Source organism: Mycobacterium yunnanensis (assembly GCF_025823185.1).
In the GTDB taxonomy this organism is placed as follows: Bacteria; Actinomycetota; Actinomycetes; order Mycobacteriales; family Mycobacteriaceae; genus Mycobacterium; species Mycobacterium yunnanensis.
This window is the reverse complement of record NZ_JACKVK010000013.1, coordinates 686008-711929: the sequence shown is the minus strand read 5'-3', so window position 1 is coordinate 711929 and position 25922 is coordinate 686008. Positions and strand designations below refer to the sequence as shown.

Here is a 25922-nt window from a genome sequence, read left to right as displayed (position 1 = left end):
CGCGAGCGTAGGGCACCGACCGGCCGAAACCGGAGAGGCGGGTCCGGTCAGGACGCGTCGAACGCGCGCGCCCTCAGTGCTCGTTCGACGCCCGCGCGACCTTCGATCACCAATCGGCGCAAGGCAGGCGGGACGTCGCCGGCCAGGAAGCGGTCCGCAGCGTCCAAACCCTCCCGGCTGACGTCCGACGACGGGTACAGGCCGATGACGACGGTCTGGGCCACCTCGCTGGAGCGGCGCTCCCACAGTCCGAGGATCGCGTCGAAGTACTTCTCGCCGAATGGCTTGAGCAGCGCGGCCTGTCCGGGCTGGACGAACCCGGTCACGATCGCCCTGGTGGTGATGTTGGCCAACGTGTCGTCCTCGACGACCTGCTGCCACGCGGCCTCCTTGACCGCGGCCTGCGGGCGGGCGGCCGAGGCTGCCGCCGCGTTGCGCCGGCCCGCCGCGGTGGGGTCGCGCTGGGCTTCGGCGTCGATGAACGGCGTCTCCGGTCCGGTCTCGTCGACGTCGCCGCCGGCCGCCAGCGCGGTGACGATGCGCCACCGCAGATCGGTGTCGACGCTCAAACCCTGCAGCCCCTGCTCGGCCGGGTCGGTATCCAGCAGGGCCGCCAGCACCGCCGTGTGCCGCAGCGACAACGCCGAGGTGCACAGCGCGTTGACGTAGGCCAGCTGGAAGTCCGACCCCGCCTCGGCGGCTCGGGCCAGTTCCAGCAGGCGGTCGGCGAACGCGGGCCAGCCCTGCGAGCACGCCCAGTCCGGATCGGCGTAGGCGTTGAGCGCGGTCTGTGCCTGGAGCAACAGCCGCTGCGCGACGCCCACCTCGGTCTCGGCGTGGACGCCTGCCTTGACCAGTTCGACGAAGTCGCGAGCCTTCATCTCCGCTTCGCGCGTCATCTCCCACGCCGCCGACCACGCCAGGGTGCGGGGGAGCGAGTCGGCGATGTCGGCGATGCGGGTCAGCACCGTCTCCAGCGACACCGGATCGAGGCGCAGCGAGCAGTAGGTCAGGTCGTCGTCGTTGACGAGGATCAACTGACCGCGCGAAATGCCCTGCAGGGCTGGCACGTCGGTGCTCGAACCCTCCACGTCGAGTTCTTCGCGGTGCGTTCGCACCAGCTTGCCGGAACCGTCGTCGTCGTAGATGCCGACGGCCAGGCGGTGTACGCGGGTCTCGCCGGCGCCGGGCGCCGCGCCGCTCTGGTCGATGGCGAAGCGGGTGAACTTACCGTCGGCGTCGACGTCGAAGTTGGCGCGCAGGGTGTTCAGACCGGTGGTCTTGAGCCACTGACGGCCCCAGTCCGACAGGTCGCGGCCCGAGGACTTCTCCAGTGCGCCAAGCAGATCGCCAAACGTGGCGTTGGCGAAGGCATGGTCGCGAAAGTAGTCGCGCAGGCCCGCAAGGAACGCGTCGAGTCCGACGTAGGCGACGAGCTGCTTGAGGACGCTGGCGCCCTTGGCGTAGGTGATGCCGTCGAAATTGACCTCGACGGCGTGCAGGTCGGGGATGTCCGCGGCCACCGGGTGCGTCGACGGCAGCTGGTCCTGGCGGTAGGCCCAGGACTTCTCGACGTTGGCGAACGTCGTCCAGGCCGCCTTGTATTCGGTTGCCTCGCTTTGGCACAGCACCGAGGCGAAGGTCGCGAAGGACTCGTTGAGCCACAGGTCGTCCCACCACTGCATCGTGACCAGGTCGCCGAACCACATGTGCGCCATCTCGTGCAGCACCGTCTCGGCGCGACGTTCGTAGCTGTAGCGGGTCACCTTCGACCGGAAGACGTAGTCCTCCAGGAACGTGACGGCGCCGGCGTTCTCCATGGCACCGGCGTTGAACTCCGGGACGAACAGCTGGTCGTACTTGCCGAATGCGTATGGCACGCCGAAGTTCTGGTGGTAGAACTCGAACCCCTGCTTCGTCTCGGTGAAGAGTCGCTCGGCGTCCATGTACTCGGCAAGGGAGCCGCGGCAGAAGATGCCGAGCGGAATCTCGCCGTGCTCGTCGGAGTAGACGTCGTCCCACCGGGCGTACGGCCCCGCGATGAGGGCGACGAGGTAGGTGCTCATCTTCGGCGTGGTGACGAAGCGATGAACCGCCGCGGAGTCCGATGTCGCCGCCGGGGCGGCTCCGACCGACTCGGTCGCCCCGTTGGAGATGACCTGCCAGTGCGCTGGTGCGGTGACCGACACGTCGAAGGTGGCCTTGAGGTCCGGCTGGTCGAAGCAGGCGAACATCCGCTTGGCGTCGGCGGTCTCGAACTGCGAGTACAGGTACACCTCGTCGTCGACGGGGTCGACGAACCGGTGCAGACCCTCGCCGGTGTTGGAGTAACGGCAATCGGCGTCGACGACGAGGACGTTGTGCTCGGCCAGTCCGACCAGCGGGATGCCCGTGGACTCGTCGTAGCCCGAGACGTCGACGTCCACGCCGTTGAGGGTGGCGCTGCGGACGGTGTCGGCGGCCAGGTCGACGACGGTGTCGGCGCCGGGCGTGGCGTCGAAGGTCACGGTCGTCGTGGAGCGGAACGTGCGCTCGCCGCCCTCGGTCAGATCGAGCGCGATCCGGTAGTTGTCTACTGCGACGAGCGCTGCGCGCTCGGCCGCTTGGTCGCGAGTGAGGTTGGGAAGTGCCACGTCGGCCAAGCCTAGACGTATATCGGGAACACGGTCAGGGCATGCTGGGTTGTGCTGCACGGAAGTCTGCCCGTACGAAGCGCTTGACCGAGGAGAGGATTCACGATGGCCGACAAGGATGTTGCCGGATTCTGGTTCGACCCCCTGTGCCCGTGGTGCTGGATCACCTCACGCTGGATCCTGGAGGTTCAGAAGGTCCGCGACATCGACGTGAAGTTCCACGTGATGAGTCTCGCGGTGCTCAACGAGGGACGTGACCTCCCCGAGCAGTACCAGGAGATGATGAAGAAGGCGTGGGGTCCGGTGCGCGTGGCGATCGCCGCCGAGCAGGCCAAGGGCAACGAGATCCTCAGCCCGCTCTACACCGCGATGGGCACCAGGATTCACGACAAGGGATACCGCGAGACCGACCCCGACTTCGAGAAGGTCATCGCCGAATCGCTCGAGGAGGTCGGGTTGCCCGCCGAACTGGCCGAAGCGGCCACCAGCGACAAGTTCGACGACATCCTGCGCAAGAGCCACCACGAGGGCATGGACGCGGTCGGCGATGACGTCGGCACGCCCACCATTCACGTCAACGGTGTCGCCTTCTTCGGACCGGTGCTCTCCCGCATCCCGCGCGGCGAGGAAGCCGGAAAGCTCTGGGACGCATCGGTGATCTTCGCCGGCTATCCGCACTTCTTCGAGCTCAAGCGCACCCGGCACGAATCGCCTCAGTTCGACTGAGCTCGGCCGCCTCAGGCGACCGTGAAGATCATCGACTGCCAGCCGGTCGAGCCGTCGGGCACCGGGCCGGGGTTCAGCAGCCGTAGCCGCTCCTGAGCCTGCATCGCACCGGTGCCGTCGAAGGCGCGGCTGGTGACGGTGTGCTGCCCGGCCGGCAGCGTCGTCGTCAGCTTGAACATTCGCCAGGTGTTGGCGTTGACCTCGGTGGAGAGTTCGGCGGGTTGCCACGGGCCGTCGTCGAACCGCAGTTCGACGCGGCTGATCCCACGGCCCTGGGCCCACGCCGTGCCGGCCACGGTGACGGGTCCGGACACCTGCTGGAACGCCTTGGGCGCGTCGATGCGGGAGGAGATCTTGATGGGCACGACACCCGGCGGCTGCCCGTCCCATCCGCGCTGCACCCAGTACGGCTTGACGTCGTAGGTGGCGAGTTCGAGCTCGGTCAGCCACTTGGTCGCCGAGACGTAGCCGTAGAGACCGGGCACGACGGTGCGCATCGGGAAGCCGTGCTCGGGCAGCAGAGCCTCCCGGTTGGCGCCGATGACGAGCATGGCCTGCTTGCCGGTCGCGCGCAGCATGTCCAGTGGGGTGCCCAGGGTGAAGCCGTCGACGGAATGGCCCACCACCTGCTGGGCGGCGCCCTGGATGCCGGCCCGGTCGAGCAGGTCCATCAGCGGCACCCCGATGAAGTTCGCGGTGGAGACGTACGGCCCGCCCACCTCGTTGGACACGCACGTCATCGTGATCGTCCGCTCGACCAGCGGCATGGCGCGGATGTCGGCGAAGGTGAACTCCAGCGGCTCGTCGACCAACCCGGTGATGCGCAGCGTCGCGTCCTCGGCCCGTAGCTGGGGCACCTCGAGGTTGACGTCGATGCGGTAGAAGTCGGCCGGCGGAGTGAGGAACGTCGGGGTGCCGAGTTCGGGGAACGCGGCCCCGTCGGGGATGGCCGGCGCGGGCGTGGTTGGCACCAGAGCGCCGACCCGCTGACGGGAGGCGGCGACGTCGACCCGGCGCGCCAGTGCGAAACCGCCTGCGCCGGCTGCCACCGCGGCGACCGCCGCGACCAGCGAGCCGAGCAGGAAGCGTCGTCGTCCGGTCGGATCGGGAGTCGCCGTCGGCCGCGCCAGGCTGTGCAACCCCCAGAACACGCCGCCCCCGGCGACGAGCGCGGCGGCCGGCGCCAGATATCCCAACGGCCGCGTCGAGTGTTCGCCGACGGCGAGCGCGCCAACGGCGCCCATCACGACCACGACGATCAGCCCCGGAACGGCACTGCGACGCGAGGCCATGCCGGCGAGTGCGCCGACGAGCACCAGCACCACGGCCATGCCGATCAGCAACGCGGCCTTGTCGTTGGTCCCGAAGTTCCGGATGGCGAAGTCCTTCACCGCGGCGGGGGTTCGGTTCACAGCGGCGTTGCCGACGGCGAAGAACGGCGAGGCCGAGGGCGTCAGCAGCAGTCCGGCCACGAGGTGCCCCGCCCCGAGCGCGGCGATCACGGCGATCACCCCGGTGATGGCGGCGCGGACGGCGGGTAGGCGCGTCGTGGCCGGGGACGTCGTCGGTGAATTCACGGGGGTAATTCGTTGCCGACAGGTGTCCGGACGACGCCGCGTCGAGTTGCGGCTCGGCGCAGGTGGAGCGACAGTGTGCCCATGACGGTGCATTCATGACGGCGGTCGAGCCCACCACGGACGGTTCCTACCGCAGCAAGATCGTCGCGGTGGAGCCAGGCGGCAACGAATTCATCGCCGAGGCCGACCGCCACGGCAAGCCCAGCCAGCTGTTTTGGACGTGGACCTCACCCAATCTCGAGTTCGCCACGATCTTCGTCGGCGTTCTCGCGGTGTCGGTCTACGGCATGAGCTTCTGGCAAGCGATGGCCGGCATCGTGATCGGCACCGGCCTCGGCGCCCTGGCGCACTACTTCCTCTCCGCCCGCGGACCGCTGCACGGCGTGCCGCAAATGGTGTTGGGACGTCTGCCGTTCGGATTCAAGGGCAACGGCCTGCCCGCGGTCCTGATGTCGGTCACGGCAGGGGTCGGCTGGTTCGCGACCAACAGCGTCAGCGGGGCCTACGCCCTGGCGGCGCTGTTCGGCATCGGGCCGTTGGTGGGCCTGATCGTCATCGTGCTCGTCCAGACCGCCTTCGCGTTCTTCGGCCACAACCTCGTGCAGGCCTTCGAACGCTGGTCGTTCCCGGTGCTGGCGGTGATCTTCGCGGTCGCCTCCGTCGCGATCCTGACCAAGTCCAACTTCGGTGCGCCCGCGACGGAGGCCTTCGTCGGCGACGGGTCCGTCGGCGGCTTCCTGCTGACCGTCGGCACCGCGTTCGGCTATGCCGCCGGGTGGACGCCGTATGCGGCGGACTACACGCGCTACCTGCCCTCGACCGTGTCGACCGCCCGGACCGGGTTCTTCGCCTCGGCCGGTCTGTTCCTGTCCTGCGTGGTGCTGGAGATCGTCGGTGCGGCGTCGGTGACCATCGGGCCTGCGCTGTCGGAGAATCCCACCGAGGCCTTCGTCGGCGAGCTGGCGTCGCCGATCGCCAAGGCCACGCTGCTGGCCATCGCGATCGGCGCGATCGCCGCCAACTCCATCAACGTCTACTCCGGTGCGATGGCGTTCGTGACGATCGGCGTGAAGCTGCCGGTGAACATCGCGCGGGCGTTGGTGACGGTGTTCTTCGGGGTGGCGGGGTTCCTGGTGGCCTGGTGGGCACTGCCCGACGCCGCCGCCAGCTACGAGGCGTTCCTGCTGATCATCGCGTACTGGATCGGGCCGTGGCTGGGTGTGGTCTTCGCCGACCAGTACATGCGCCGCGGACATGCCATCGCCGGGTTCCTCTACGACCGCACCTACACGAACTGGGGTGGCCTGGCGTCCTTCCTGGTCGGGCTGGTGGTCTCGGTGCTGTTGTTCTCGAACCAGGAGAAGTTCACCGGTTTCATCGCCCGCAACGCACCTCAGCTGGGTGACATCACCTTCTTCGTCGGCTTCCTCATCGCTGGCGGGGCGTACCTCCTGGTGTGCCGTTCGAAGATCGCCGCGGAGCGCCTGACGCCGTGACACCGCAGGACATGCTCGACGTCGCCGTCGAGGAGGCCCGAAAGGGGTTGGCGGAGGGCGGAATTCCGATCGGCGCGGCGTTGTTCAGCCGCGACGGCGTGCTGCTCGGCAGCGGTCACAATCGTCGCGTGCAGGACGACGATCCGTCGGTGCACGGTGAGACCGACGCCTTCCGCGCTGCGGGCCGCCAGCGCAACTACCGCTCGACGGTGATGGTCACCACGCTGTCGCCGTGCTGGTATTGCAGTGGATTGGTGCGGCAGTTCAACATCGGCGCGGTCGTGATCGGGGAAGCGCAGACCTTCAGCGGCGGTCACGACTGGCTGGCCGAGAACGGCGTCGAGGTCACCGTTCTCTCGGACGAACGGTGCATCGGCATGATGACCGACTTCATCGCCGCCCGCCCGGAACTGTGGCTGGAGGACATCGGAGAATGACGAGAATGGGAGACAACGCGTGAGTGTCGTCGCGACCGTTGACATTTCGCGCTGGCGTGCCGACGGTGCCGAGGCCGACGCCGTCGCCGCGGAGGTCGACGCGAGCCTGCAGCAGGCCGGGTTCATCCTGGTCACCGGGCACGGCGTCGACCCGGCCCTGGCGGCCGCGGTGCGCACGGCCAGCCGCGACTTCTTCGCCCAGCCGCTGGAGGTCAAGCAGCGTTACAGCGTGCCGGTGGGCGGGCACGGGTGGATCGGCCCGGGTGCCGAGGCCAACGGATACTCCGAGGGCACCGAGACGCCGCCCGATCTCAAGGAGAGCTTCAGCCTGGGCGCCGAGACGGCGACCGGTGACGCCGACGTCGACCGAATCTGGTTCGCGCCCAACGTCTGGCCTGCCGAGGCGCCCGGGTGGCAGGCGTTGGTGACCGAGTACACCGACGCGGTTCGCCGGCTCTCCGACGATCTGCTGGCGTTGTTCGCCCACGCGCTCGGGCTGCCCGCCAATCCCTGGGCGCAGCTGTCGGATCGGCCCACGTGGACGATGAACATCAACCACTACCCGCCGGTGAGCGTGGTGGGCGAGCCCGAGCCCGGGCAGTTCCGCATCGGTCCCCACACCGACTTCGGCACCGTCACCGTGCTGGACCGCGAGCCGGGAGCCGGTGGGCTGCAGGTGTATTCCGACGCCCACGGGTGGGAGGACGCCCCCTATGATCCCGCCGCGCTGACCGTCAACATCGGTGACCTGCTGGAGTATTGGAGCGGTCGACGCTGGCCGTCGGGCCGGCACCGGGTGTTGCCGCCGCAGCCCGAGGCGCCGGAGGAGGACCTGGTGTCGCTGATCTACTTCTACGAGGCCAACCACGACGCCCTCGTCACGCCGCTGGCCCCGCCCATCGGTCAGGTCTCCGGGTTGGCGCCGGTCACCTCGGCGGACTTCATCAAGGAACGCCTCGACGCCATCACGGTCGGCTAGTCAGCCCTGCGTGGTGGGCCGGATCGACAGTTCGCCGATCTCGACCTCCCAGGGTTGGTCGACGACGAATTCCACGGCCCTCGCGACGGCGTCGGGGTCCAGCGCGTTCTGCGCCATGGTGCGGCCGATCTCGGCGCGGATGGCGGGATCGGTGACGGAGTCGCCGAATTCGGTCCGTACGTAGCCGGGCGAGATCGCGGTGGTCTTCAGCGTCCCGTCGGTGGACTCTTGGCGCAGGCCCTCCAGGAGGGTGCGGACGGCGTTCTTGGTCGCCGCGTAGACCGCCATGGTCGGGACGATCTTGAGGCCGGCCGTGGAGACGATGGTGACGAAGTGACCGCGGCCCTGTCGTTCGAAGACGGGCAGGGCGGCATCGATGCCGTGTAGGACCCCGCGCAGGTTGACGTCGATCATCGCGTCCCAGTCGGTGCGGCGACGCGCGCTCATCGGCGAGATGGGCCCGATGCCGGCGCTGCCGACCAGTACGTCGAGGCGGCCGAAGGTCGACACCGCGGCCGCGGTCAGTTCGTGGAGGTCCTCGGCGCGGGTGACGTCGACGGCGACGCCGACGGCCCGTCCGCCTGCGGCGCGGATGTCCGCGGCGAGTGCGTCGAGCCGATCGGTGCGACGGGCGCCGAGCACCACCGCGGCACCCGCGCGCCCGAGTCGGAGCGCGGTCGCGGCTCCGATGCCGCTGCTGGCGCCGGTGATGGCGACCACCTTGTCGTCGAGCGCACCCATGGCTAGCCTCCATCGTGAAACGGACGATGTGTCCGCTTCATTGAAACGGACAGATCGTCCGTTTGCAAGGGGAGGGTGATGGCCGAACGCAGCGACGCCGCGCGCAACCGCGCGGCGATCATCGACGCGGCCCGCGAACTCGTCGCCGAGCCCGGCGAGCTCAAGCTCAGCGCGGTCGCACGTCGTGCCGGCGTGGGGCAGGGGACGCTCTACCGCCACTTCACCACCCGTGACGAACTGATCCGCGCCCTCTACGACCACGAGATCGACGACCTGGTCGCACTGGCGCACACGCTGCTCGCGCAGTGCCCGCCAGACGTCGCGCTACAGCGCTGGTTCGACCAACTCGCGGCCTACGCCCAGGTCAAGATGGGGGTCATCGCGGCGGTGGAAGCCTCGGTCTGGCAGGACATCTCGGCGCAGACGATGGGCAAGCTCGCCGAAGCGCTCACCGCACTGCTCGACGCCGGACGCGACCAAGGCGCGCTGCGCGGTGACGTCGACGCGCGCGACGTCATCCTGCTGTCGTGGTTCCTGGCGCATCTGGAGGCCGACGAATGGGGCGAGCGGGCCCCGCGCCTACTGAGCGTGCTGCTGGACGGGTTGAGGGTGAGGTAGGCGCGGCGCAGTGGCGCAGACCGGCCGGTTAAGGTGTGCGCCATGCGCGTCTACCTCGGCTCTGACCACGCCGGATACGAACTCAAGCAGGCCATCGTCGAGCACCTCGAGTCCCACGGCCACGAGCCGGTCGACTGCGGTGCGTTCACCTACGACGCCGAGGACGACTACCCCGCGTTCTGCATCGCCGCGGCGCAGAAGACTCTTGCCGACCCCGAGAGCCTCGGCATCGTCATCGGTGGCTCCGGAAACGGCGAGCAGATCGCCGCGAACAAGGTGCCCGGCGTGCGATGCGCGCTGGCCTGGAGCGTCGAGACGGCGTCCTTGGCCCGGCAGCACAACAACGCGCAGGTGATGAGCATCGGCGGTCGGATGCACACCGTCGCCGACGCGCTCACCTTCGTCGACGCCTTCCTGACCACCGCGTGGTCCGAGGCGCCGCGCCATCAGCGCCGCATCGACATCCTCGCCGAGTACGAGGAGACCCACGTCGCGCCACCCGTGCCGGGCGCCTAGCTCGTGCCCGAAGGGCACACCCTTCACCGACTGGCGCGGCTGCACCAAAAGCGCTTCGGCCGGGATCCGGTGATCGTGACCAGTCCGCAGGGCCGCTTCGCCGATGCCGCCGAAGCGGTCAGCGGCCGGGTGCTGCGCACCGCCGACGCATGGGGCAAGCATCTGTTCCATCACTACGAGGGCGGCGCGATCGTGCACGTCCACCTTGGGCTGTACGGCAAGTTCACCGAGCGCCCCGTCCCGATGCCCGAACCGGTCGGTCAGGTGCGGATGCGGATGGTCGGCACGGAGTACGGCACCGATCTGCGCGGTCCCACCGTCTGCGAGGTCATCCACCAGAACGAGGTCGACGACATCGTCGAGCGGCTGGGGCCCGACCCGTTGCGCCGCAATCCCGACGCCGCCCGGGCGTGGACGCGAATCAGCAAGTCGCGCAGAGCGATCGGGGCATTGCTGATGGATCAGAAGGTGATCGCCGGGGTGGGCAACGTCTACCGAAGTGAGTTGCTGTTCCGGCATCGCATCGAACCGCACCGCCCTGGCACCAAGGTGACCGAGGCGGAGTTCGACGCCGCGTGGACCGACCTCGTCGCCCTCATGAAGGTCGGCGTGAGCCGCGGCAAGATCATCACCGTCCGCCGTGAGGACGACAAGGGTGAGCCGGGCCCTCGCGGCCGGCCCCGCAGTTACGTCTACCGCAGGACGGGACAGCCGTGCCGGGTGTGCGGCACGCCGATCCGCACCGAAGTCATGGAGGCCCGCAACCTGTTCTGGTGTCCTACCTGTCAGGTGTAGCCGGGCGCGGCCGGAGGTTTGACGGGACAATCGGCGGGTGGAACTCATCCTCGTCGTCGTCGGCGCGATCGTCGTCACCGCCATCGCCCACCGCAAGGGGCTCGAACCCGCGCTGATCATCGTCGTCATCGGCATCGCGGCGTCGTTCGTCCCGGGTTTCGAGGCGCCCGAACTCGATTCGCACATCCTGCTGACAGTGGTGCTGCCGCCGCTGCTCTACTCGGCGTCGTTGACGTTCTCCTTCCCGACGTTCCTGCGCAACATCCGGCCGATCCTCGGCTTGGGCGTCGGCTTGGTCGTGGTGACGGCGTTCACCGTGGCGGCGGTGTCCGCGTGGCTCGTCGTGGTGCCGTTGACGTTTGGCACGGCCCTGATCCTCGGCGCCATCGTCGCGCCACCCGACGCCGTCACCGCCGTCGCGGTGGGCCGCAAGCTGGGGTTGCCGAAGAAGGTGATGGCCATCCTCACCGGAGAGAGCCTCATCAACGACGCCGCCGCCCTGACGTTGTTCACCATCGCGGTGGCTCAGGTGGCCGGCAGTCACACCTTCATCGAGAACCCGTTCCTGCTCTTCGCTTACAGCGCCGTGCTGGGCCCGATCGTCGGCGCCGCACTGGGATTGGTGACGCTGTGGATCCGCAAGCGGTTGGCCAACCCCGGCCTCGAGACCGTGCAGGGCTTGGTGGTGCCGTTCGCGGCATTCATCGCGGCCGAGGAGTTGCACGCCTCGGGTGTCCTGGCCGTCGTCGTCGCCGGGTTCGTCGTCGGCAACGGAACCCTCGGGGCGGGATATCAGACGCGGCTGCAGGAACGCTACGTCTGGAACTCGGTCGACGTGCTACTCGAGGCCTTCGTATTCGCCTACATCGGACTGCATTTGAGGTTCGTGCTCGAAGACCTTCGCGAGGCGCACGAGGCGCTCGGCGAGGTGGCGATCGCGTCGCTGATCGTGCTGGCCATCGTCATGGCGATCCGGCCGTTGTCGGTGCTCGTCATGTTCGGCCGCAGCAAGCTCTCCAGCCACGTCGAGAGTCGGCTCAGCGTGCCGGTGCCCGCCACCGGCGGCAGGGGCGCGCTCGGCACCCGTCGCCGCGCGAAGCCGCCGGGCAAGTGGCGCTCGCTGATCGACCGTCGGTCGCTGAGTTGGCAAGAGAGCGTGGTGGTGTCGTGGACCGGGATGCGCGGGGTGGTCACGTTGGCTGCCGCCGCGGCCATCCCGGTGACGACCGCCGCGGGAGAACCGTTCCCGGAGCGAGCCACCATCCAGGCGATCGCCTTCGTCGTCAGCGTCGGCACGCTGTTGATTCAGGGCAGCACGCTGCCGTTGTTGATCAGCCGGCTGAAACTCTCGGCGGAGACCTCCGACTACGAGCGGGAGCAGACCCTCGCGGCCGAGCGGGTGGTGTACGAAGCGGCCGACGACGTCCTGACCGAGTTCCGCGCGAACCCACCAGAGGGTCTCGATGAGCGCGTGCTCGCCGAGATCCGCAACATCATCGCCCGGCATTCGCAGGACGCCGACGAGATGCCCGACCCCGCGACCCACACGTTGCGCGCCGAGACGTTCGGCTCGCTGTATCTGCAAGTGCTGCACGCGCAGCGCGCCGCCCTGATCGCCGAACGCGACGAGGGGCACATCGAGGACGAGGCGGCACGGGCGATGCTCGAGCGGCTCGACCTCCAAGAGGCCGGGGTGTCGGCGCGACTCGAGAGCCGGTTCTAGTTCTCGCTCGGTGGTGACTTGTTGGGGTCGTAGGGGTCGTACCACCAGCAGTCGGCGCGTTCACCGAGCGGTCCGGTGCACGGTGGTACCGCGGGTGGCGGTTGCGTGGGTGGCCTGGCCAGCGATGCCCCGGTCAGCTCCGTTCCGTCGGCGTCGGTGACCACCAGGTGGGTCGCGGTGCCGCTGATGGTGATGCCGCCGGTGTGGTGCAACCGGTGGTGGAACGGGCAGAGCAAGACCAGGTTGTCGGGGTCGGTGGGTCCGCCGTCTTCCCAGTGCCGAATGTGGTGGGCGTGCAATCCTCGGGTGGCCCCGCAGCCGGGCACCGCACAGCAGCGGTCGCGGTGCTCCAACACGCGACGGAGTCGTCGGCTGATGGTGCGGGTGCCCCGCCCCGCCCCGATCGGTTGTCCGTGCCGTTCCACCCACACTTCGCACATCGCGTCGCACAGCAGGTACTGGCGGTCGGCATCGGACAGCACCGGCCCCAGATGTAGCCCTGCTGAACGCTTCTCGACATCGAGGTGCACCACCACGGTGGTGTGCTGCCCGTGCGGGCGGCGCGCCACATCGGCGTCCCACCCCGCCTCCACCAAACTCGTGAACGCATCCACGTTGGTGGGAAACGGCGGGGCCTGATCCGAGGGTTGGTCCTCGTCGTGGGCGGTCTTCCAGTCGTTGATCAGCCCGTCGCGGTGAGAAGCCAACGCGGCCTCGAACTTCGCGGCCTCCACCTTGGGCAACCGGATCCGCCACGTCGTGTGGGTGGCGGTCTCGGTCTTACTGATCGACCGATCCGGCTCCCACGACGGCTTGGCGTCGGCACGCGGCTCCAACGCGATGGCGGTCCGCAACTGGGTCACCGTGGCCACCGACGCCAACTGGGCGTAGTGCTCATCGGAACCGTCGCCGGCGCGTTCGGCGATCACTCCCACTTGATCCAGGGACAACCGACCTTCCCGCAACGCCGCGGTGCACGACGGGAACTCCGGCAACCGTTCGGCGACGGTGGTGATGGTTTGCGCGTTGTGGGGCGAGACCCCGATGCGCCATGCGACCAGCGCGGAAATCGACCGGCACCCGGTGTTGCCCCAGAGCCCGTCCCCGTCGATCTCGGCGACGATGTCCACGATGCGCCCGTCGATGGCGTTGCGCTGTCCGGTCAGCCCAGCCAGCTCGTCGAACAACACGTCCAGACGCTCCTTGGAGCTCAGACTGGTTGTCCCCGTTGGCATGTACCCATCTCAGCACAGGGGTACGACATGTTGGTCTTGCGAGCTAGAAGCCGCCGAAGTCGCCGCCTCCGCCGAAGTCTCCACCGCCGAAATCGCCGCCGCCCCAGCCGCCATCGCCACCCCAGCCGCCGCCGGAGTCGCCACCCCAGCCGCCCCCGGAGTCACCGCCCCAGCCGCCGTCACCGCCCCCGAAGTCCTGCTGGTCGCCGCCGCCGTCGAGCTGACCCTGGTCGAGGCCGTCCTGGTAGCCGTCGCCGTACCCGTTCTCGAAGCCCTGGGCGTCATAACCGACGCCGCCCATGCCGGAGAACAGCGAGCTGAACAACAGGGCCGATCCGACACCCCAGGCACCGGCCACCAGGGCCGGCTTCCACCACGGCTCGGAGTACCAGCCGGCGGGCACGGGCCGACCGGCGACGCGGCCGCCCGGGTAGTAGTTCGGGGTGCGCTCGGTCGGCGTCGGCGAGGCTTCGATGTCTCGGCCGTCGTACTCGATGCGGCGCGCCTCGGTCACGGTGCCCGCCGAGTTCTGCCCGGCCAGCGTCTCCAGTTCGGGTCCGGGATCCATGTTCATGGCGACGCGGGCCGCGCGGACGTAGTACAGCCCCTCCATGGCGGTCTGCTTGGCCAGCTGCGCCTGCTTGGCGGTGGTGGCCTGCTCGATCTGGGAGCCGGCCGCGGTGAAGCGTTCGGACGCGTCGGCGAGCGCCTGCTTGGACGCGTCGTCGGTCCCGCTGAGGTTGAGCACCTGGCCGCCGAGGCGGTCGATCGCGCGCCGCGCATCGGCCTTCGCGTCGTCGAGGGACGCCGCGTTGCGCCTGCCGGACGCCTTCGACGAGGCGATCACCCCGAAGGCGATGACGGCGACGAGAACCACGACCAGCAGCAGCAGAAAGCTGTTCATGGCGTCCAGCGTACCGACAGGAAACCCGGTCGAACCGGCCCGGATGAGGGCGTTCTCAGGATGACGCGGTCACGGTAGTCCGCCGAGTGACCTACGCGGCGGCGTCCTTGGGTGCGGTGCCGCTGCCGGTCTCGCCAGCACCGGCCGTGCCGGCCGCCCCGGTGCTTTCCGTCGTCGGTTCCGTCGTGGTCGCGGTGGACGTGGTCGTCGTCGTGCCGCCCGTAGATGAACCCGAACCCGTGGCTTTCCCGGTGCCGCCGGGCACGGCCTTAGTGCCGTCGGACGTCAGGGTTGGATGCAGACCGTCGCCGCTCGTATGCGACGTCGCCTCAGTTGAATTCGACGTCGTGGTCGGCGGAGTGGACGTGGGTGCCGACGGCGTACTCGCCGTGACGGTCGGGCTGGCGGTGATGACGGGCTCCGGGGTGGAGGTGGGCGTCGGCGAGTCGGCCACGAGCGACAGCCGTGCTTGGGAACTCTTGACCTGTGGCTCGACCGACGGTGCGGGCGGTGCGGGCACCAGGTTGCCGAGTGGGTTGGGCAGCGCCGTGGGAGCTGTCCCGCCCGAGAGTAGATTCGTCACGCCCTGGCTGATCGCACCGGGCACCCCGGCGAGCGCGGTGATCACGTTCTGCGGGGGAGTGATGAACGAGAAGGGCACCGTGGTGCAGGGATTGGCGTTGACCCGGTCGGTGTAGCCCATGTCGACGACGAGGCGCAGCAGCGGCTCGACGGCACTGATGAACGGCTCGCTGAAGGGGGTGAGACCGGTCATCGTCGCCAATTGGCGCAGCGGTGCGAGCAGCGGGAGGGCCCGGTAGTACAGGACGTAGGTGTCGGTCGTGTTGGTCCCGGCGACGGTGTGCTGAACCGTCGTCACGTAGGCGGGTGAGGTGCCGGGGATCAGGGGGTTGTAGGCCTCGTCGGGATGCGCGTACCGCATCGCCAGGGCGCTGTTGAGGAGCGACACGGGGTTGAAGTAGGCGGGAAAGTCGGCATAGGGGTCGTATTCGTTCGCGACGTAGGTCGTGTCGTAGCGCGTCGGCTGCCCCCCGCCCATCGCGTCGACGATTCCGGGGAGCGGGATTCCGGGAAAGCGGGCGAAGATGCCGCCGTTGGGAGCGAAGGGGCTGGCGATCTGGACGAAGCTGAGCTGCTCGGGCGACGGGGCCGCGGACGAGTCGAGCTGCTGCAGGTTGCGGCGTTCCTGCTCGACGGCCAGCGTCCCGGCCGAGTAACCCACGACGATGATCTTCTGGCCGTCGTCGGCGTCGAGGATCGCCGTGTTGAGTAGTGGAATCGCTGCGTCGCGACTGGCGGCCAGATTGAGGCCCGAGTCGTACTGCAGGCCCTGGTAGGTGTAGCCCTCTGGTACGACGGTGCCGCTCAGCTTGGGTGGCACGCGAGCGCCGGTGTCGTCTCCGAGCCCGCCGACCCCGATCACGGTGTTCGCCAGGTCGACCACCGAGCTCATGGCCGTCACGTTGGTCGCATGACCCGCGACCAGTGCGCCGGAGATGCCGGCTACGGCCACGCCCGTCAGGGTGGCCTTGCGAGCGGCACGCGCCTTCGACTTCCGATGCTTTGCCAAGAGTTCCCCCCGAGACGTTAACGGCGCGTCAGCGCGTCCGGGACGGACGGTACTCGGCTTGCTGTCGTGTTCGCTAGGTTTTCTGCACGTCAGAACGCCGGCGAATGATGACGTCGTCTTCCCGGGGGCGATCGGCCTCATCGGGGTGCTCGACGCAGAAGACCCGCCCCAATGGGACGGGTCCGTGTGGAGCGGGCGACGGGAATCGAACCCGCGTAGCTAGTTTGGAAGACTAGGGCTCTACCATTGAGCTACGCCCGCGTGAGCACTGCGCTTCGAGACTGTACCGGGGTCGACGTATTCAAATCCAATTGATGGCGTCGCGAGCCCGGCCCGTAGTATCTCCACGGCAGTGAAGCACGGGGTGTAGCGCAGCTTGGTAGCGCATCCGCTTTGGGAGCGGAAGGCCGCAGGTTCAAATCCTGTCACCCCGACCCGACCGTCGACATCCGTCGAAGAAGACACAGACATGCAAGGAGTCAAGCCGTGAAGAGCACCGTCGAGAAGTTGAGCCCGACCAGGGTTCGCATCAACGTGGAGGTGCCGTTCGCGGAACTGCAGCCCGACTTCGATCAGGCGTTCAAGGAGCTGGCCCGCACGATCCGGATGCCCGGATTCCGCCCCGGCAAGGTTCCCGTGAAGCTGCTGGAGTCGAGGATCGACAAGCAGGCGATGCTCGACCAGGTCGTCGGCGAGGCCGTGCCCGCCCGCTACAGCGAGGCCGTCACCAGCGCCGAGGTGCAGCCCCTCGGGCAGCCCGAGATCGAGGTCACCAGCAAGGAGTACGGCGGCGACCTGACGTTCACCGCCGAGGTGGACGTCCGCCCCGAGATCGCCCTGCCGGACCTGTCCGCGCTCGCCTTCACCGTCGACGCCATCGAGGTCTCCGACGACGAGGTCGACACCGAGCTGCAGAACCTGCGCGCCCGCTTCGGCACGCTCACCGGCGTGGACCGCCCCGCCCAGGACGGCGACTTCGTCTCCATCGACCTGTCGGCCACCGTCGACGGCGAGGACGTCGAGGAGGCCAAGACCGAGGGCCTGTCGCACGAGATCGGTTCCGGCAACCTCATCGAGGGCCTCGACGACGCGATCAAGGGTCTGTCCGCCGGGGAGAGCAAGGTGTTCACCACCAAGCTCGTCGCGGGCACCCACGCCGGCGAGGACGCCGAGGTCACCGTCAAGGTCGTCTCCATCAAGGAGCGCGAGCTGCCCGAGCCCGATGACGAATTCGCGCAGTTGGCAAGCGAATTCGACACCATCGACGAGCTCAAGGCCAGCCTGGTCGACCAGGTCAAGCAGGCCAAGCGCGTCGGCCAGGCCGAGCAGATCCGCGACAAGGCGCTGGAGACCTTGCTCGAGCAGGTCGAGGTGCCGTTGCCCGAGGCGATCGTGCAGGCCCAGGTCGACGACACCGTGCACAACGCGATTCACGGTCTCGACCACGACGAGGCCAAGTTCGCCGAGGCGCTGGAGGCCGAGGGCAGCACCCGCGAGGAGTTCGACGCCGACAACCGGTCCAACGCCGAGAAGGCCGTCAAGACCCAGCTGTTGATGGACGCCATCGCCGACCAGCTCGACATCCAGGTCGGCCAGAACGACCTCACCGAGCGCCTGGTCCTCATGTCCCGGCAGTACGGCATCGAACCGCAGCAGCTGCTGCAGGTGCTGCAGCAGAACAACCAGCTGCCCACCATGTTCGCCGACGTCCGTCGCGGACTGACCATCGCCGCCGTCGTCCACGGCGCGACGGTCACCGATTCCGAGGGCAACGAGGTCGACACGACCGAGTTCTTCGGGCCGACCACGACGCCCGAGGCCGCCGAGTCCGAGACCGCCGACGAGGCGGACGAGGCCGAGGACGCCGACGAGGCCGACGAGTCCAAGTAACCCCGAGGTGACGCTGTGAGCGAACGACCCCCTTCTGGGGAGTCCTCACCGCGCACCTTTGGTTAGTGTCAGTGAACGAGTACGCAAACTCGAGAAAGCAGGTATTCCAGCCGTGACTGACATGCGTTCGGGCGCGTCGGGGCTCACCCTCACCGACTCCGTCTATGAGCGGTTGCTGGCCGAGCGAATCATCTTCCTGGGCACCCAGGTCGACGACGACATCGCCAACCGGCTGTGCGCGCAGATTCTGCTGCTCGCCGCTGAGGACCCCAGCAAGGACATCAACCTCTACATCAACTCGCCCGGCGGATCGGTAACCGCGGGCATGGCGATCTACGACACCATGGTCCTCGCGCCGTGCGACGTGGCTACCTACGCCATGGGCTTGGCGGCCTCGATGGGCGAGTTCCTGCTCGCCGCGGGCACCAAGGGCAAGCGCTACGCCCTGCCGCACGCGCGAATCATGATGCACCAGCCGAGTGCCGGCATCGGCGGCAGCGCGGCCGACATCGCGATTCAGGCCGAGCAGTTCGCGTTGACGAAGAAGGAGATGAACCGGCTCAACGCCGAGTTCACCGGTCAGTCCCTCGAACGCGTCGAGGCCGACGCGGATCGCGACCGCTGGTTCACCGCGCCCGAGGCGCTGGAATACGGCTTCGTCGACCACATCATCACCCACGCCAACTTCAACGGGAGTGCCTCATGACGCAGCCCCACGGCGGTGCCGTGAATCCGATTCAGGCGCGCTACATCCTGCCGTCGTTCATCGAGCACTCCAGCTTCGGCGTCAAGGAGTCCAACCCGTACAACAAGCTCTTCGAGGAGCGCATCATCTTCCTCGGCGTGCAGGTCGACGACGCCTCGGCGAACGACATCATGGCCCAGCTGCTGGTGCTGGAGTCGCTCGATCCCGATCGCGACATCACCATGTACATCAACTCGCCCGGTGGCTCGTTCACCTCGCTGATGGCGATCTACGACACCATGCAGTACGTGCGCGCCGACATCCAGACGGTGTGCCTGGGCCAGGCGGCCTCGGCCGCGGCGGTCCTGCTGGCCGCGGGCACGCCCGGCAAGCGCATGGCGTTGCCGAACGCCCGCATCCTGATCCACCAGCCCGCCGTCGGCGGCGCGATCCAGGGCCAGGTCTCCGACCTGGAGATCCAGGCTGCGGAGATCGAGCGCATGCGCACGCTGATGGACACCACGCTGGCACGTCACACCGGCAAGGACGCCGCGGTCATCCGCAAGGACACCGACCGCGACAAGATCCTCACCGCCGCCGATGCCAAGGATTACGGGATCATCGACACGGTCCTGGAGTACCGCAAGCTCTCCGCGCAGCCGGCCTGACGCACGCACGGTGCGGTCCGGACTCGTTCCCGGACCGCACCGAGTTAGCGGGCGTACCGTGGAACGGAACGATGCCTCGCTCGATCACGGTGACGACACGCCAACGTCGCGAGTCGCGTTCCGGAGGACCTCGGGACACCGCAGGGGATATGTTCTCCCACGACACAGATGAATACCAATGGCGCTATTCGGCTTTATCGGTCGCACGGCGCCGGAGGTTACGGGTAGCGTCGGGTCACACCCCGAGGTGAGCTCGCACAAGACAGACCGACGGCGATCAGGAAAGTAGGGCCGCAGGGACAATGGCGCGCATCGGAGACGGCGGCGACTTGCTGAAGTGCTCGTTCTGTGGAAAGAGCCAGAAGCAGGTCAAGAAGCTCATTGCTGGTCCAGGCGTGTACATCTGCGACGAGTGCATCGACCTGTGCAACGAGATCATCGAGGAAGAACTCGCCGACGCCGACGACGTCAAGCTCGACGAGCTGCCGAAGCCGGCCGAGATCCGCGAATTCCTCGAGGGATACGTCATCGGTCAGGACACGGCGAAGCGCACCCTGGCGGTGGCGGTCTACAACCACTACAAGCGCGTCCAGGCGCAGGAGAAGTCGCGTGACTCGCGCGCCGAGCCCGTCGAGCTGGCCAAGTCCAACATCCTGATGCTCGGACCCACCGGCTGCGGCAAGACCTACCTCGCCCAAACGCTGGCCAAGATGCTCAACGTTCCGTTCGCCATCGCCGACGCGACGGCGCTGACCGAGGCGGGCTACGTCGGCGAGGACGTCGAGAACATCCTCCTCAAGCTGATCCAGGCCGCCGACTACGACGTCAAACGCGCCGAGACCGGCATCATCTACATCGACGAGGTCGACAAGATCGCCCGCAAGAGCGAGAACCCGTCGATCACCCGCGACGTGTCAGGTGAGGGCGTGCAGCAGGCGCTGCTGAAGATCCTCGAAGGCACACAGGCTTCGGTGCCCCCGCAGGGTGGTCGCAAGCACCCGCATCAGGAATTCATCCAGATCGACACCACCAACGTGCTGTTCATCGTCGCCGGTGCGTTCGCCGGGTTGGAGCGCATCGTCTCCGACCGCGTCGGCAAGCGCGGCCTTGGCTTCGGAGCCGAGGTGCGCAGCAAGGCCGAGATCGACACCCAGGACCACTTCGCCGAGGTCATGCCCGAGGACCTGATCAAGTTCGGTCTGATCCCCGAGTTCATCGGCCGCCTCCCGGTCGTGGCATCGGTGACCAACCTGGACAAGGACTCGCTGGTCACCATCCTCTCCGAGCCCAAGAACGCGTTGGTCAAGCAGTACAGCCGGCTCTTCGAGATGGACGGGGTCGAGCTGGAGTTCACCCCGGACGCGCTGGAGGCGATCGCCGATCAGGCCATCCACCGCGGTACCGGCGCCCGTGGCCTGCGCGCCATCATGGAGGAAGTCCTGCTTCCGGTCATGTACGACATCCCCAGCCGCGACGACGTCGCCAAGGTGGTCGTGACCAAGGAGACCGTCGAGGACAACGTCCTGCCGACGATCGTGCCGCGCAAGCCGCCGCGTGCGGAACGGCGCGAGAAGAGCGCCTAGCCCTTCGAGACTGCAGCCAGGGTCGTGAATCCAAGTGATTCACGACCCTGGCTTCAGTTTGGGGCCTATTCGGTGGCCTGATTCCATTCGTAGGCCAAGAACTTCCCGTCGAGCGTCACCACGACGCGGTCCCCGCCGGGGTGCGGCTTCTTCTCGACGTTCACGCTGAAGTTGATGGCGCTCATGATGCCGTCGCCGAACTGCTCGTGGATCAGCTCCTTGATGGCGCCGCCGTACACCGACAGCGCCTCGTAGAACCGGTACACGGTCGGGTCGGTGGGCACCGCGGTCTCGAACCCGCCGCGCATCGGAACGGCTGCCAGTACCGGTATCGCCGCGTCGTCGAGACCGAGCAGCGCCACCAGGACGGTGCCCACCTCGCGCGGGATGGGGTGCTGGCCGAGCAGCGCCGAGGTGGTCCACACGACGGGGCGGTCGACCGCGTCGGCGAGCTGCTGCCACGTCAAGCCCTTGGCGAGGCGTGCGTCGATGATCTGCTGGGTGATCTCGTCTCTGGTCACGCCTGAGGAGATCACAGATGCGACGGGTGCGCAGCGCCCGAAGACGTGCGCTCGGCGACGACCTCGTCGACCAGGGTGGCGATCGCGGCAGTGCTGTCGTGACGGGCGTAGGCGCACTGTAGGTTCCGTGCCGCGGTTCGGTAACCGTCGTCGGCGAGGACCCGCCGGACGGCGTTCTTCACCATTGCCGCGGTCGGCACGCCGGTGCGCAGGTCGACCCCGGCGCCGAACCACTCGACCCGGGCGGCGACCTCCGGCTTGTCCTCGGTGTTGCCGGCGACGACAAGGGGCACCCCGGCCGTCAGCGCACGCTGGACGGCGCCGTAGCCGCCGTTGGTCACCATCACGTCGACCGACGGGAGCAGGAGGTCGTGGGGGATGTACTCGGCGGCGAACACGTTCGGCGGCAACGGGTGCCGCAGCTGGCTGAGTGGTCGGCCACCGGTGGTCACCACGACGGTGACGTCCTCGTCGGCGAGCGCTTCGACCGTCGGCTCGATCAGGCGGCCGAGATCGGCGTTGTCGACCGTGCCCTGGGTGACGTGGACGATGGGACGTTCGGCGGTCAGTTCGCGCCACCACGGGGGTGCGACGAAGCGCTCGGTGGGTGGCGGGTTGACCGCGCCGACGAAGCGAACGTGGTCGGGGAGGTCGCTGCGGTGATACTCGAATTCGGGGACCGTCGCCACGATCGTCCGATCGGCCAGGACGGCCGAATCCAGCACGAAGACGGGCAGTTTCGGATGTCCGAGAGCCGTGAGCATGGTGTCGACGGCGCGGTGCGACTGGCGTAGCACGTACTTCTGGGTCACGGCGTTGAGCACCCGGTGGCGCAGTCGCCCGGTGGCCCCGATGTGGGGTCGGATTCCGGTGCCGCCCGGGGCGGTGTCGCGGCTGGTGAACATCAACGGGGTGGTGACGTAGGACAGCACCGGCGGCCGCTTGGCCGGGTCGCCCAGCAGCATCGGCAGGATGCCCAGGAAGAACGCGTCGGCCAGGATCGCGTCGAACCGCGTGGCGGCCAGCAGGTCGTCGAGAGCCGCGGCCTGCAACGGCATGGGCCGGACGAAGACGTGCTCGATGTCGAAGTTCAACCGCGCCGGTCCCGACGTCTCGGCGCGTCCCGGCAGGTCGTCGAGGGACCCGCCGACGTCGGCGCTGCGGGGAAGCGGGTGCGGCGTCGCTCCCGTCGCGCGCACCTGGTCGGCGAATCGCGCCGAGGTGAGGAAGGTGACGCCGTGGCCGCGTCGCACCAACGCGCGGGCGACGGTGAGCAATGGCGACACGTGTCCGACGTGTGGGCAGGCGGCGATCAGGATCTCGGCCATGGTGAACTCCTTGGATAGTGGTCATCCGTCGGAGTCGATGGTTCGTCAAGGGTCGACCAGGAGCTTGAAGGTTCGCTGGAGATCGGGTGGAGATCGCGCTCTCAGTGCTTGACGCGATCCTGGCGGGTGTAGACGTTCATCGAGTGGCCGCGCAGGAATGCCACCAGGGTCAGGCCGGCTTGGGCGGCCAGGTCGACGGCGAGCGAGGACGGCGCGGACACCGCGGCGAGCACGGGAATGCCGGCCATCACGGCCTTTTGGGTCAACTCGAACGACGCGCGCCCGCTGACCAGCAGGACCGTGCCCGTCAACGGGATTCGGTGGTTCTCGACGGCCCACCCGATGACCTTGTCGACGGCGTTGTGCCGACCGACGTCCTCACGGACGACGAGCAGGGTGCCGTCGGTGTCGAACAGCGCCGCGCCGTGCAGACCGCCGGTGGTCGAGAAGATCTTCTGGGCACTTCGAAGCTGAGTCGGCATGTCCGCCAACGTCTCCGACGCCACCACGGTCGGGTCGTCGCCGGGGGAGTGTCGGCTGATGAGCCGGATTGCGTCGATGGAGCCCTTGCCGCAGACACCGCAGGAGGACGTGGTGTAGAAGTTGCGGGTCACGTCGAGGCTGGGCGCCGCGACGCCGGCTGCCAGTGTCACGTCCAGCACGTTGTAGGTGTTCATGCCGTCCTCGCCGGCACCCTGGCAGTACTGCACCGCGAGGATGTCGGCGCGGGCCCCGATGACGCCCTCGGTCAGCAAGAAGCCTTGTGTCAGTTCGACGTCGGAGCCGGGCGTCCGCATCGTCACGCTGATCGCGGTGCCGTTGACGCGAATCTCCATCGGCTCCTCGACGGCGAGCGTCTCGGGCCTGGCGCTCGCGCCGTCGGCGGTCAGGTGAATCGCCCGGCGGCGGGCGGTGACCCTACCCATTGGCGCCGACCGGAACTCGCGCCTCGAGCCGAATGGTGACGGCCTTGGACACCGGTGTGTTCGAGCGGGCGGCGACGTGGTCCAGCGCGACCAGCGCGTTGGTCTCGGGGTAGTAGGCGGCGGCGTTGCCCTTTGGCGTGGAGTAACCGACGATCAGGAAGTCCTCGGCCCTCCGCTCCTCGACATCGCCGTTGGCGCCGGTGAATTCGGAGACCAGGTCGACGCGGTCACCGTCGGCGAAGCCGAACGCGGTGATGTCGGCGGGGTTGAGGAACACCACCCGGCGGCCGCCCTTGACGCCCCGGTAGCGATCGTCGAGCCCGTAGATCGTGGTGTTGTACTGGTCGTGGCTGCGTAGGGTCTGCAAGATCAGCCGGCCTTCGGGCACGGGTACCCAGTCCAACGAGTTGGCCGCGAAGTTGGCCTTACCGGTGGTGGTGGGGAACTCGCGCGAATCCCGTGGCGGATGCGGTAGTTGAAAGCCGTCGGGCTGGCGGACCCTTCGGTTGTAGTCCTCGCAGCCGGGCACCACGGCGGCGATGGCGTCGCGGATGCGGTCGTAGTCGGCCTGCAACGCCTCCCACGGCACCGGGTGGTCGGCGCCCAGCACGGCGCGGGCCAACTGACAGATGATCGCCACCTCGCTGCGGACGTGCTCGCTCGGCGGTTGCAGGCTGCCCCGGGACAGGTGGACCATCGACATCGAATCTTCAACGGAGACTTGTCGTTTGACGCCGTGCTGAAGATCCTTGTCGGTGCGTCCCAGAGACGGCAGGATCAGTGCGGTGCGCCCGGTGGTCAGGTGGCTGCGGTTCAGCTTCGTCGACACCTGCACCGTCAGAGAGCAATTCCTCAACGCCGCCTCGGTGACCTCGGTGTCCGGGGTGGCCATCGCGAAGTTGCCGCCCATGCCCATGAACACCGACGCGCGGCCGTCCCGCATCGCGCGGATGGCGTCCACGGTGTCCATGCCGTGGGTGCGCGGGCTGACGATGCCGAACCGGGTGTCGAGCGCTGCGAGGAACGTCTCGGGCATTTGCTCCCAGATGCCCATGGTGCGGTCGCCCTGAACGTTGGAATGTCCGCGTACGGGGCACAGTCCGGCGCCCGGCTTGCCCATCATGCCGCGCATCAACAGCAGGTTGGTCAGCTCGGAGATCGTAGGCACGGCGTGCCGGTGCTGGGTCAAGCCCATCGCCCAGCAGGCGACGGTCCGCTCGGAGTCGATCAGCATCCGCGCCACCCGGTCGAGCTGGGCGCGGTCGACGCCCGTCGCCTCAAGCACGAGGTCGAGGTCGACGGCGCGCGTCTGCGCCTCGTAGGCCTCGAAGTTCGCGCAGTGCCGAGCGATGAACTCTCGGTCGACCACAGTGCCCGGCGCTTCCTGGTCGGCCTCCAGCAGCAGCCGGCCGAGCCCGGCGAAGAGGGCCATGTCCCCGCCCAATCGGATCTGGACGAACTCGTCGGCGATGCCGATGCCGTGGCCGACCACCCCGTGCACCTTCTGCGGATCCTTGAATCGCATCAGACCCGCTTCGGGCAGCGGGTTGATCGCGATGATCTTGGCGCCGTTCTCCTTGGCCTTCTCCAGCACCGAGAGCATCCGCGGATGGTTGGTGCCGGGATTCTGCCCGGCGATGAGGATGACGTCGGCCCTCTCGAGATCCTCGACCGTCACCGAGCCCTTGCCGATGCCGATGGAGTCGGTCAGCGACGTGCCCGAGGACTCGTGGCACATGTTCGAGCAGTCGGGCAGGTTGTTGGTGCCGAAGCTACGGACCAGCAGCTGGTAGAGGAACGCGGCCTCGTTGCTGGTGCGCCCGGAGGTGTAGAAGACGGCCTCGTCCGGGCTGTCGAGCGCGTTGAGGTGTTGGGCGATCACGTGATTGGCGTGGTCCCAGCTGATCGGACGGTAGTGGTCGTCGCCCTCGCGCAGGATCACGGGATGCGTCAGCCTGCCCTGCTGGCTGAGCCAGTACTCGGGCTTGGCGGCCAGCTCGGCGATCGAATGCCGGGCGAAGAAATCGGGGGTGACGACGCGTTTGGTCGCCTCCTCGGCGACGGCCTTCGCGCCGTTTTCGCAGAACTCTGCGAACTTGCGCCCGCCGTGCTCCTCCGGCCAGGCGCAGCCCGGGCAGTCGAATCCCTTGCGCTGGTTGAGCCGCACCAGTGCCGCCGCCGTGCGCAGCGGGCCCATCGACGTCACCCCTCGCTGCAGGGAGACCATCACGGCCTTCACCCCGGCGGCCTCGTGCTCGCGCCTGGTGGTCGCCACCGAGTGCTCGTCGTAGTCGACCGGGATGTCGCGACTCACGTCACGACCCGTCATGTGCCGCCGGATGCCCATCAC

The 25922-nt window shown here is 68.2% G+C and carries 22 protein-coding genes and 2 tRNA genes; 13 read left to right on the top strand and 11 right to left on the bottom strand.

From position 1 onward, the window contains the following. Positions 1-47 precede the first annotated feature (47 nt). Complete coding sequence (pepN, locus tag H7K45_RS27035) at positions 48-2633, bottom strand: aminopeptidase N (protein ID WP_263999166.1); 2586 nt, start codon at positions 2631-2633, stop codon at positions 48-50. Positions 2634-2738: 105 nt separating this feature from the next. On the opposite strand from pepN, the gene H7K45_RS27030 reads away from it, so the two are divergent. Further along, positions 2739-3359: a mycothiol-dependent nitroreductase Rv2466c family protein gene (locus H7K45_RS27030; RefSeq protein ID WP_263999165.1), complete on the top strand. Its 621-nt coding sequence runs from the start codon at positions 2739-2741 to the stop codon at positions 3357-3359. 11 nt (positions 3360-3370) lie between these two features. Here the strand turns inward: H7K45_RS27030 and H7K45_RS27025 are convergent, their stop codons facing one another. Then, a complete protein-coding gene (locus tag H7K45_RS27025; RefSeq protein ID WP_263999164.1) occupies positions 3371-4936 on the bottom strand; it encodes a molybdopterin-dependent oxidoreductase in 1566 nt (521 codons plus the stop codon). A gap of 95 nt (positions 4937-5031) precedes the next feature. Between H7K45_RS27025 and H7K45_RS27020 the strand changes: the two genes are divergently transcribed. The 3 genes from H7K45_RS27020 to H7K45_RS27010 are packed head-to-tail and all read left to right on the top strand — an operon-like array spanning position 5032 to position 7848. After that, the gene (locus H7K45_RS27020) at positions 5032-6432 is read left to right on the top strand and encodes a purine-cytosine permease family protein (RefSeq protein ID WP_263999163.1); all 1401 of its coding nucleotides are present in this window, start codon (positions 5032-5034) and stop codon (positions 6430-6432) included. Beyond that, positions 6429-6869, top strand: coding sequence for a nucleoside deaminase (locus H7K45_RS27015; RefSeq protein WP_263999162.1), 441 nt, complete (start codon positions 6429-6431; stop codon positions 6867-6869). The genes H7K45_RS27020 and H7K45_RS27015 overlap by 4 nt, the downstream gene beginning before the upstream one ends. A gap of 19 nt (positions 6870-6888) precedes the next feature. Beyond that, entirely contained in the window at positions 6889-7848 is a 960-nt protein-coding gene (locus H7K45_RS27010; protein ID WP_263999161.1) for an isopenicillin N synthase family dioxygenase, read from the top strand. Here the strand turns inward: H7K45_RS27010 and H7K45_RS27005 are convergent, their stop codons facing one another. Continuing rightward, positions 7849-8589 carry an SDR family oxidoreductase gene (locus tag H7K45_RS27005; protein ID WP_263999160.1) on the bottom strand — a complete coding sequence of 247 codons (741 nt, stop codon included), beginning with the start codon at positions 8587-8589 and terminating at the stop codon, positions 7849-7851. Positions 8590-8667: 78 nt separating this feature from the next. Between H7K45_RS27005 and H7K45_RS27000 the strand changes: the two genes are divergently transcribed. The 4 genes from H7K45_RS27000 to H7K45_RS26985 are packed head-to-tail and all read left to right on the top strand — an operon-like array spanning position 8668 to position 12241. Then, positions 8668-9207, top strand: coding sequence for a TetR/AcrR family transcriptional regulator (locus H7K45_RS27000; RefSeq protein WP_263999159.1), 540 nt, complete (start codon positions 8668-8670; stop codon positions 9205-9207). Between the two features lie 42 nt (positions 9208-9249). Next, positions 9250-9723, top strand: coding sequence for a ribose-5-phosphate isomerase (locus H7K45_RS26995; protein WP_263999158.1), 474 nt, complete (start codon positions 9250-9252; stop codon positions 9721-9723). 3 nt (positions 9724-9726) lie between these two features. After that, a complete protein-coding gene (locus H7K45_RS26990) occupies positions 9727-10518 on the top strand; it encodes an Fpg/Nei family DNA glycosylase (protein ID WP_263999156.1) in 792 nt (263 codons plus the stop codon). A gap of 37 nt (positions 10519-10555) precedes the next feature. Next, a complete protein-coding gene (locus H7K45_RS26985; RefSeq protein ID WP_263999155.1) occupies positions 10556-12241 on the top strand; it encodes a cation:proton antiporter in 1686 nt (561 codons plus the stop codon). On the opposite strand, the gene H7K45_RS26980 is transcribed toward H7K45_RS26985, so the two are convergent. The 4 genes from H7K45_RS26980 to H7K45_RS26965 all read right to left on the bottom strand — a co-directional run bounded on the left by H7K45_RS26980 (position 12238) and on the right by H7K45_RS26965 (position 16232). Next, complete coding sequence (locus H7K45_RS26980; RefSeq protein WP_263999154.1) at positions 12238-13476, bottom strand: HNH endonuclease signature motif containing protein; 1239 nt, start codon at positions 13474-13476, stop codon at positions 12238-12240. The genes H7K45_RS26985 and H7K45_RS26980 overlap by 4 nt on opposite strands. Positions 13477-13519: 43 nt before the next feature. After that, a complete protein-coding gene (locus H7K45_RS26975) occupies positions 13520-14380 on the bottom strand; it encodes a DUF1542 domain-containing protein (RefSeq protein ID WP_263999153.1) in 861 nt (286 codons plus the stop codon). A 91-nt stretch (positions 14381-14471) separates the two neighbouring features. Continuing rightward, positions 14472-15971: a PE-PPE domain-containing protein gene (locus H7K45_RS26970; RefSeq protein ID WP_263999152.1), complete on the bottom strand. Its 1500-nt coding sequence runs from the start codon at positions 15969-15971 to the stop codon at positions 14472-14474. A gap of 187 nt (positions 15972-16158) precedes the next feature. Next, positions 16159-16232: transfer RNA gene (locus tag H7K45_RS26965), tRNA-Gly, on the bottom strand. A gap of 99 nt (positions 16233-16331) precedes the next feature. On the opposite strand from H7K45_RS26965, the gene H7K45_RS26960 reads away from it, so the two are divergent. The 5 genes from H7K45_RS26960 (at position 16332) to clpX (ending at position 20797) form a co-directional block, all read left to right on the top strand. Further along, positions 16332-16405: transfer RNA gene (locus tag H7K45_RS26960), tRNA-Pro, on the top strand. Between the two features lie 52 nt (positions 16406-16457). Continuing rightward, positions 16458-17861, top strand: coding sequence for a trigger factor (tig, locus tag H7K45_RS26955; RefSeq protein WP_263999151.1), 1404 nt, complete (start codon positions 16458-16460; stop codon positions 17859-17861). Between the two features lie 103 nt (positions 17862-17964). Continuing rightward, complete coding sequence (locus H7K45_RS26950; protein WP_263999340.1) at positions 17965-18567, top strand: ATP-dependent Clp protease proteolytic subunit; 603 nt, start codon at positions 17965-17967, stop codon at positions 18565-18567. Beyond that, positions 18564-19214, top strand: coding sequence for an ATP-dependent CLP protease proteolytic subunit ClpP2 (gene clpP2, locus H7K45_RS26945; protein ID WP_263999150.1), 651 nt, complete (start codon positions 18564-18566; stop codon positions 19212-19214). Before H7K45_RS26950 ends, clpP2 begins: the two co-directional genes overlap by 4 nt. Positions 19215-19516: 302 nt before the next feature. Continuing rightward, complete coding sequence (gene clpX / locus H7K45_RS26940; RefSeq protein ID WP_263999149.1) at positions 19517-20797, top strand: ATP-dependent Clp protease ATP-binding subunit ClpX; 1281 nt, start codon at positions 19517-19519, stop codon at positions 20795-20797. A gap of 65 nt (positions 20798-20862) precedes the next feature. On the opposite strand, the gene cynS is transcribed toward clpX, so the two are convergent. From cynS to H7K45_RS26920, 4 genes are all read right to left on the bottom strand, one after another. Continuing rightward, the gene (gene cynS, locus H7K45_RS26935) at positions 20863-21318 is read right to left on the bottom strand and encodes a cyanase (protein WP_372512652.1); all 456 of its coding nucleotides are present in this window, start codon (positions 21316-21318) and stop codon (positions 20863-20865) included. A gap of 11 nt (positions 21319-21329) precedes the next feature. Next, entirely contained in the window at positions 21330-22646 is a 1317-nt protein-coding gene (locus tag H7K45_RS26930) for a glycosyltransferase (protein ID WP_263999148.1), read from the bottom strand. Between the two features lie 101 nt (positions 22647-22747). Then, the gene (gene fdhD / locus H7K45_RS26925) at positions 22748-23572 is read right to left on the bottom strand and encodes a formate dehydrogenase accessory sulfurtransferase FdhD (RefSeq protein WP_263999147.1); all 825 of its coding nucleotides are present in this window, start codon (positions 23570-23572) and stop codon (positions 22748-22750) included. Further along, entirely contained in the window at positions 23565-25919 is a 2355-nt protein-coding gene (locus tag H7K45_RS26920) for an FdhF/YdeP family oxidoreductase (protein ID WP_263999146.1), read from the bottom strand. Before H7K45_RS26920 ends, fdhD begins: the two co-directional genes overlap by 8 nt. Positions 25920-25922: the final 3 nt, after the last annotated feature.

What these genes read in the sequence shown, in the direction of transcription:
- H7K45_RS27005 (WP_263999160.1), bottom strand. Translation starts at nt 8,589, where the DNA reads ATGGGTGCGCTCGACGACAAGGTGGTCGCCATCACCGGCGCCAGCAGC.
- clpP2 (WP_263999150.1), top strand. Translation starts at nt 18,564, where the DNA reads ATGACGCAGCCCCACGGCGGTGCCGTGAATCCGATTCAGGCGCGCTAC.
- clpX (WP_263999149.1), top strand. Translation starts at nt 19,517, where the DNA reads ATGGCGCGCATCGGAGACGGCGGCGACTTGCTGAAGTGCTCGTTCTGT.
- H7K45_RS26995 (WP_263999158.1), top strand. Translation starts at nt 9,250, where the DNA reads ATGCGCGTCTACCTCGGCTCTGACCACGCCGGATACGAACTCAAGCAG.
- H7K45_RS27020 (WP_263999163.1), top strand. Translation starts at nt 5,032, where the DNA reads ATGACGGCGGTCGAGCCCACCACGGACGGTTCCTACCGCAGCAAGATC.
- H7K45_RS26980 (WP_263999154.1), bottom strand. Translation starts at nt 13,476, where the DNA reads ATGCCAACGGGGACAACCAGTCTGAGCTCCAAGGAGCGTCTGGACGTG.
- H7K45_RS26930 (WP_263999148.1), bottom strand. Translation starts at nt 22,646, where the DNA reads ATGGCCGAGATCCTGATCGCCGCCTGCCCACACGTCGGACACGTGTCG.
- H7K45_RS27000 (WP_263999159.1), top strand. Translation starts at nt 8,668, where the DNA reads ATGGCCGAACGCAGCGACGCCGCGCGCAACCGCGCGGCGATCATCGAC.
- H7K45_RS26975 (WP_263999153.1), bottom strand. Translation starts at nt 14,380, where the DNA reads ATGAACAGCTTTCTGCTGCTGCTGGTCGTGGTTCTCGTCGCCGTCATC.
- fdhD (WP_263999147.1), bottom strand. Translation starts at nt 23,572, where the DNA reads ATGGGTAGGGTCACCGCCCGCCGCCGGGCGATTCACCTGACCGCCGAC.
- H7K45_RS27030 (WP_263999165.1), top strand. Translation starts at nt 2,739, where the DNA reads ATGGCCGACAAGGATGTTGCCGGATTCTGGTTCGACCCCCTGTGCCCG.
- H7K45_RS26920 (WP_263999146.1), bottom strand. Translation starts at nt 25,919, where the DNA reads ATGGGCATCCGGCGGCACATGACGGGTCGTGACGTGAGTCGCGACATC.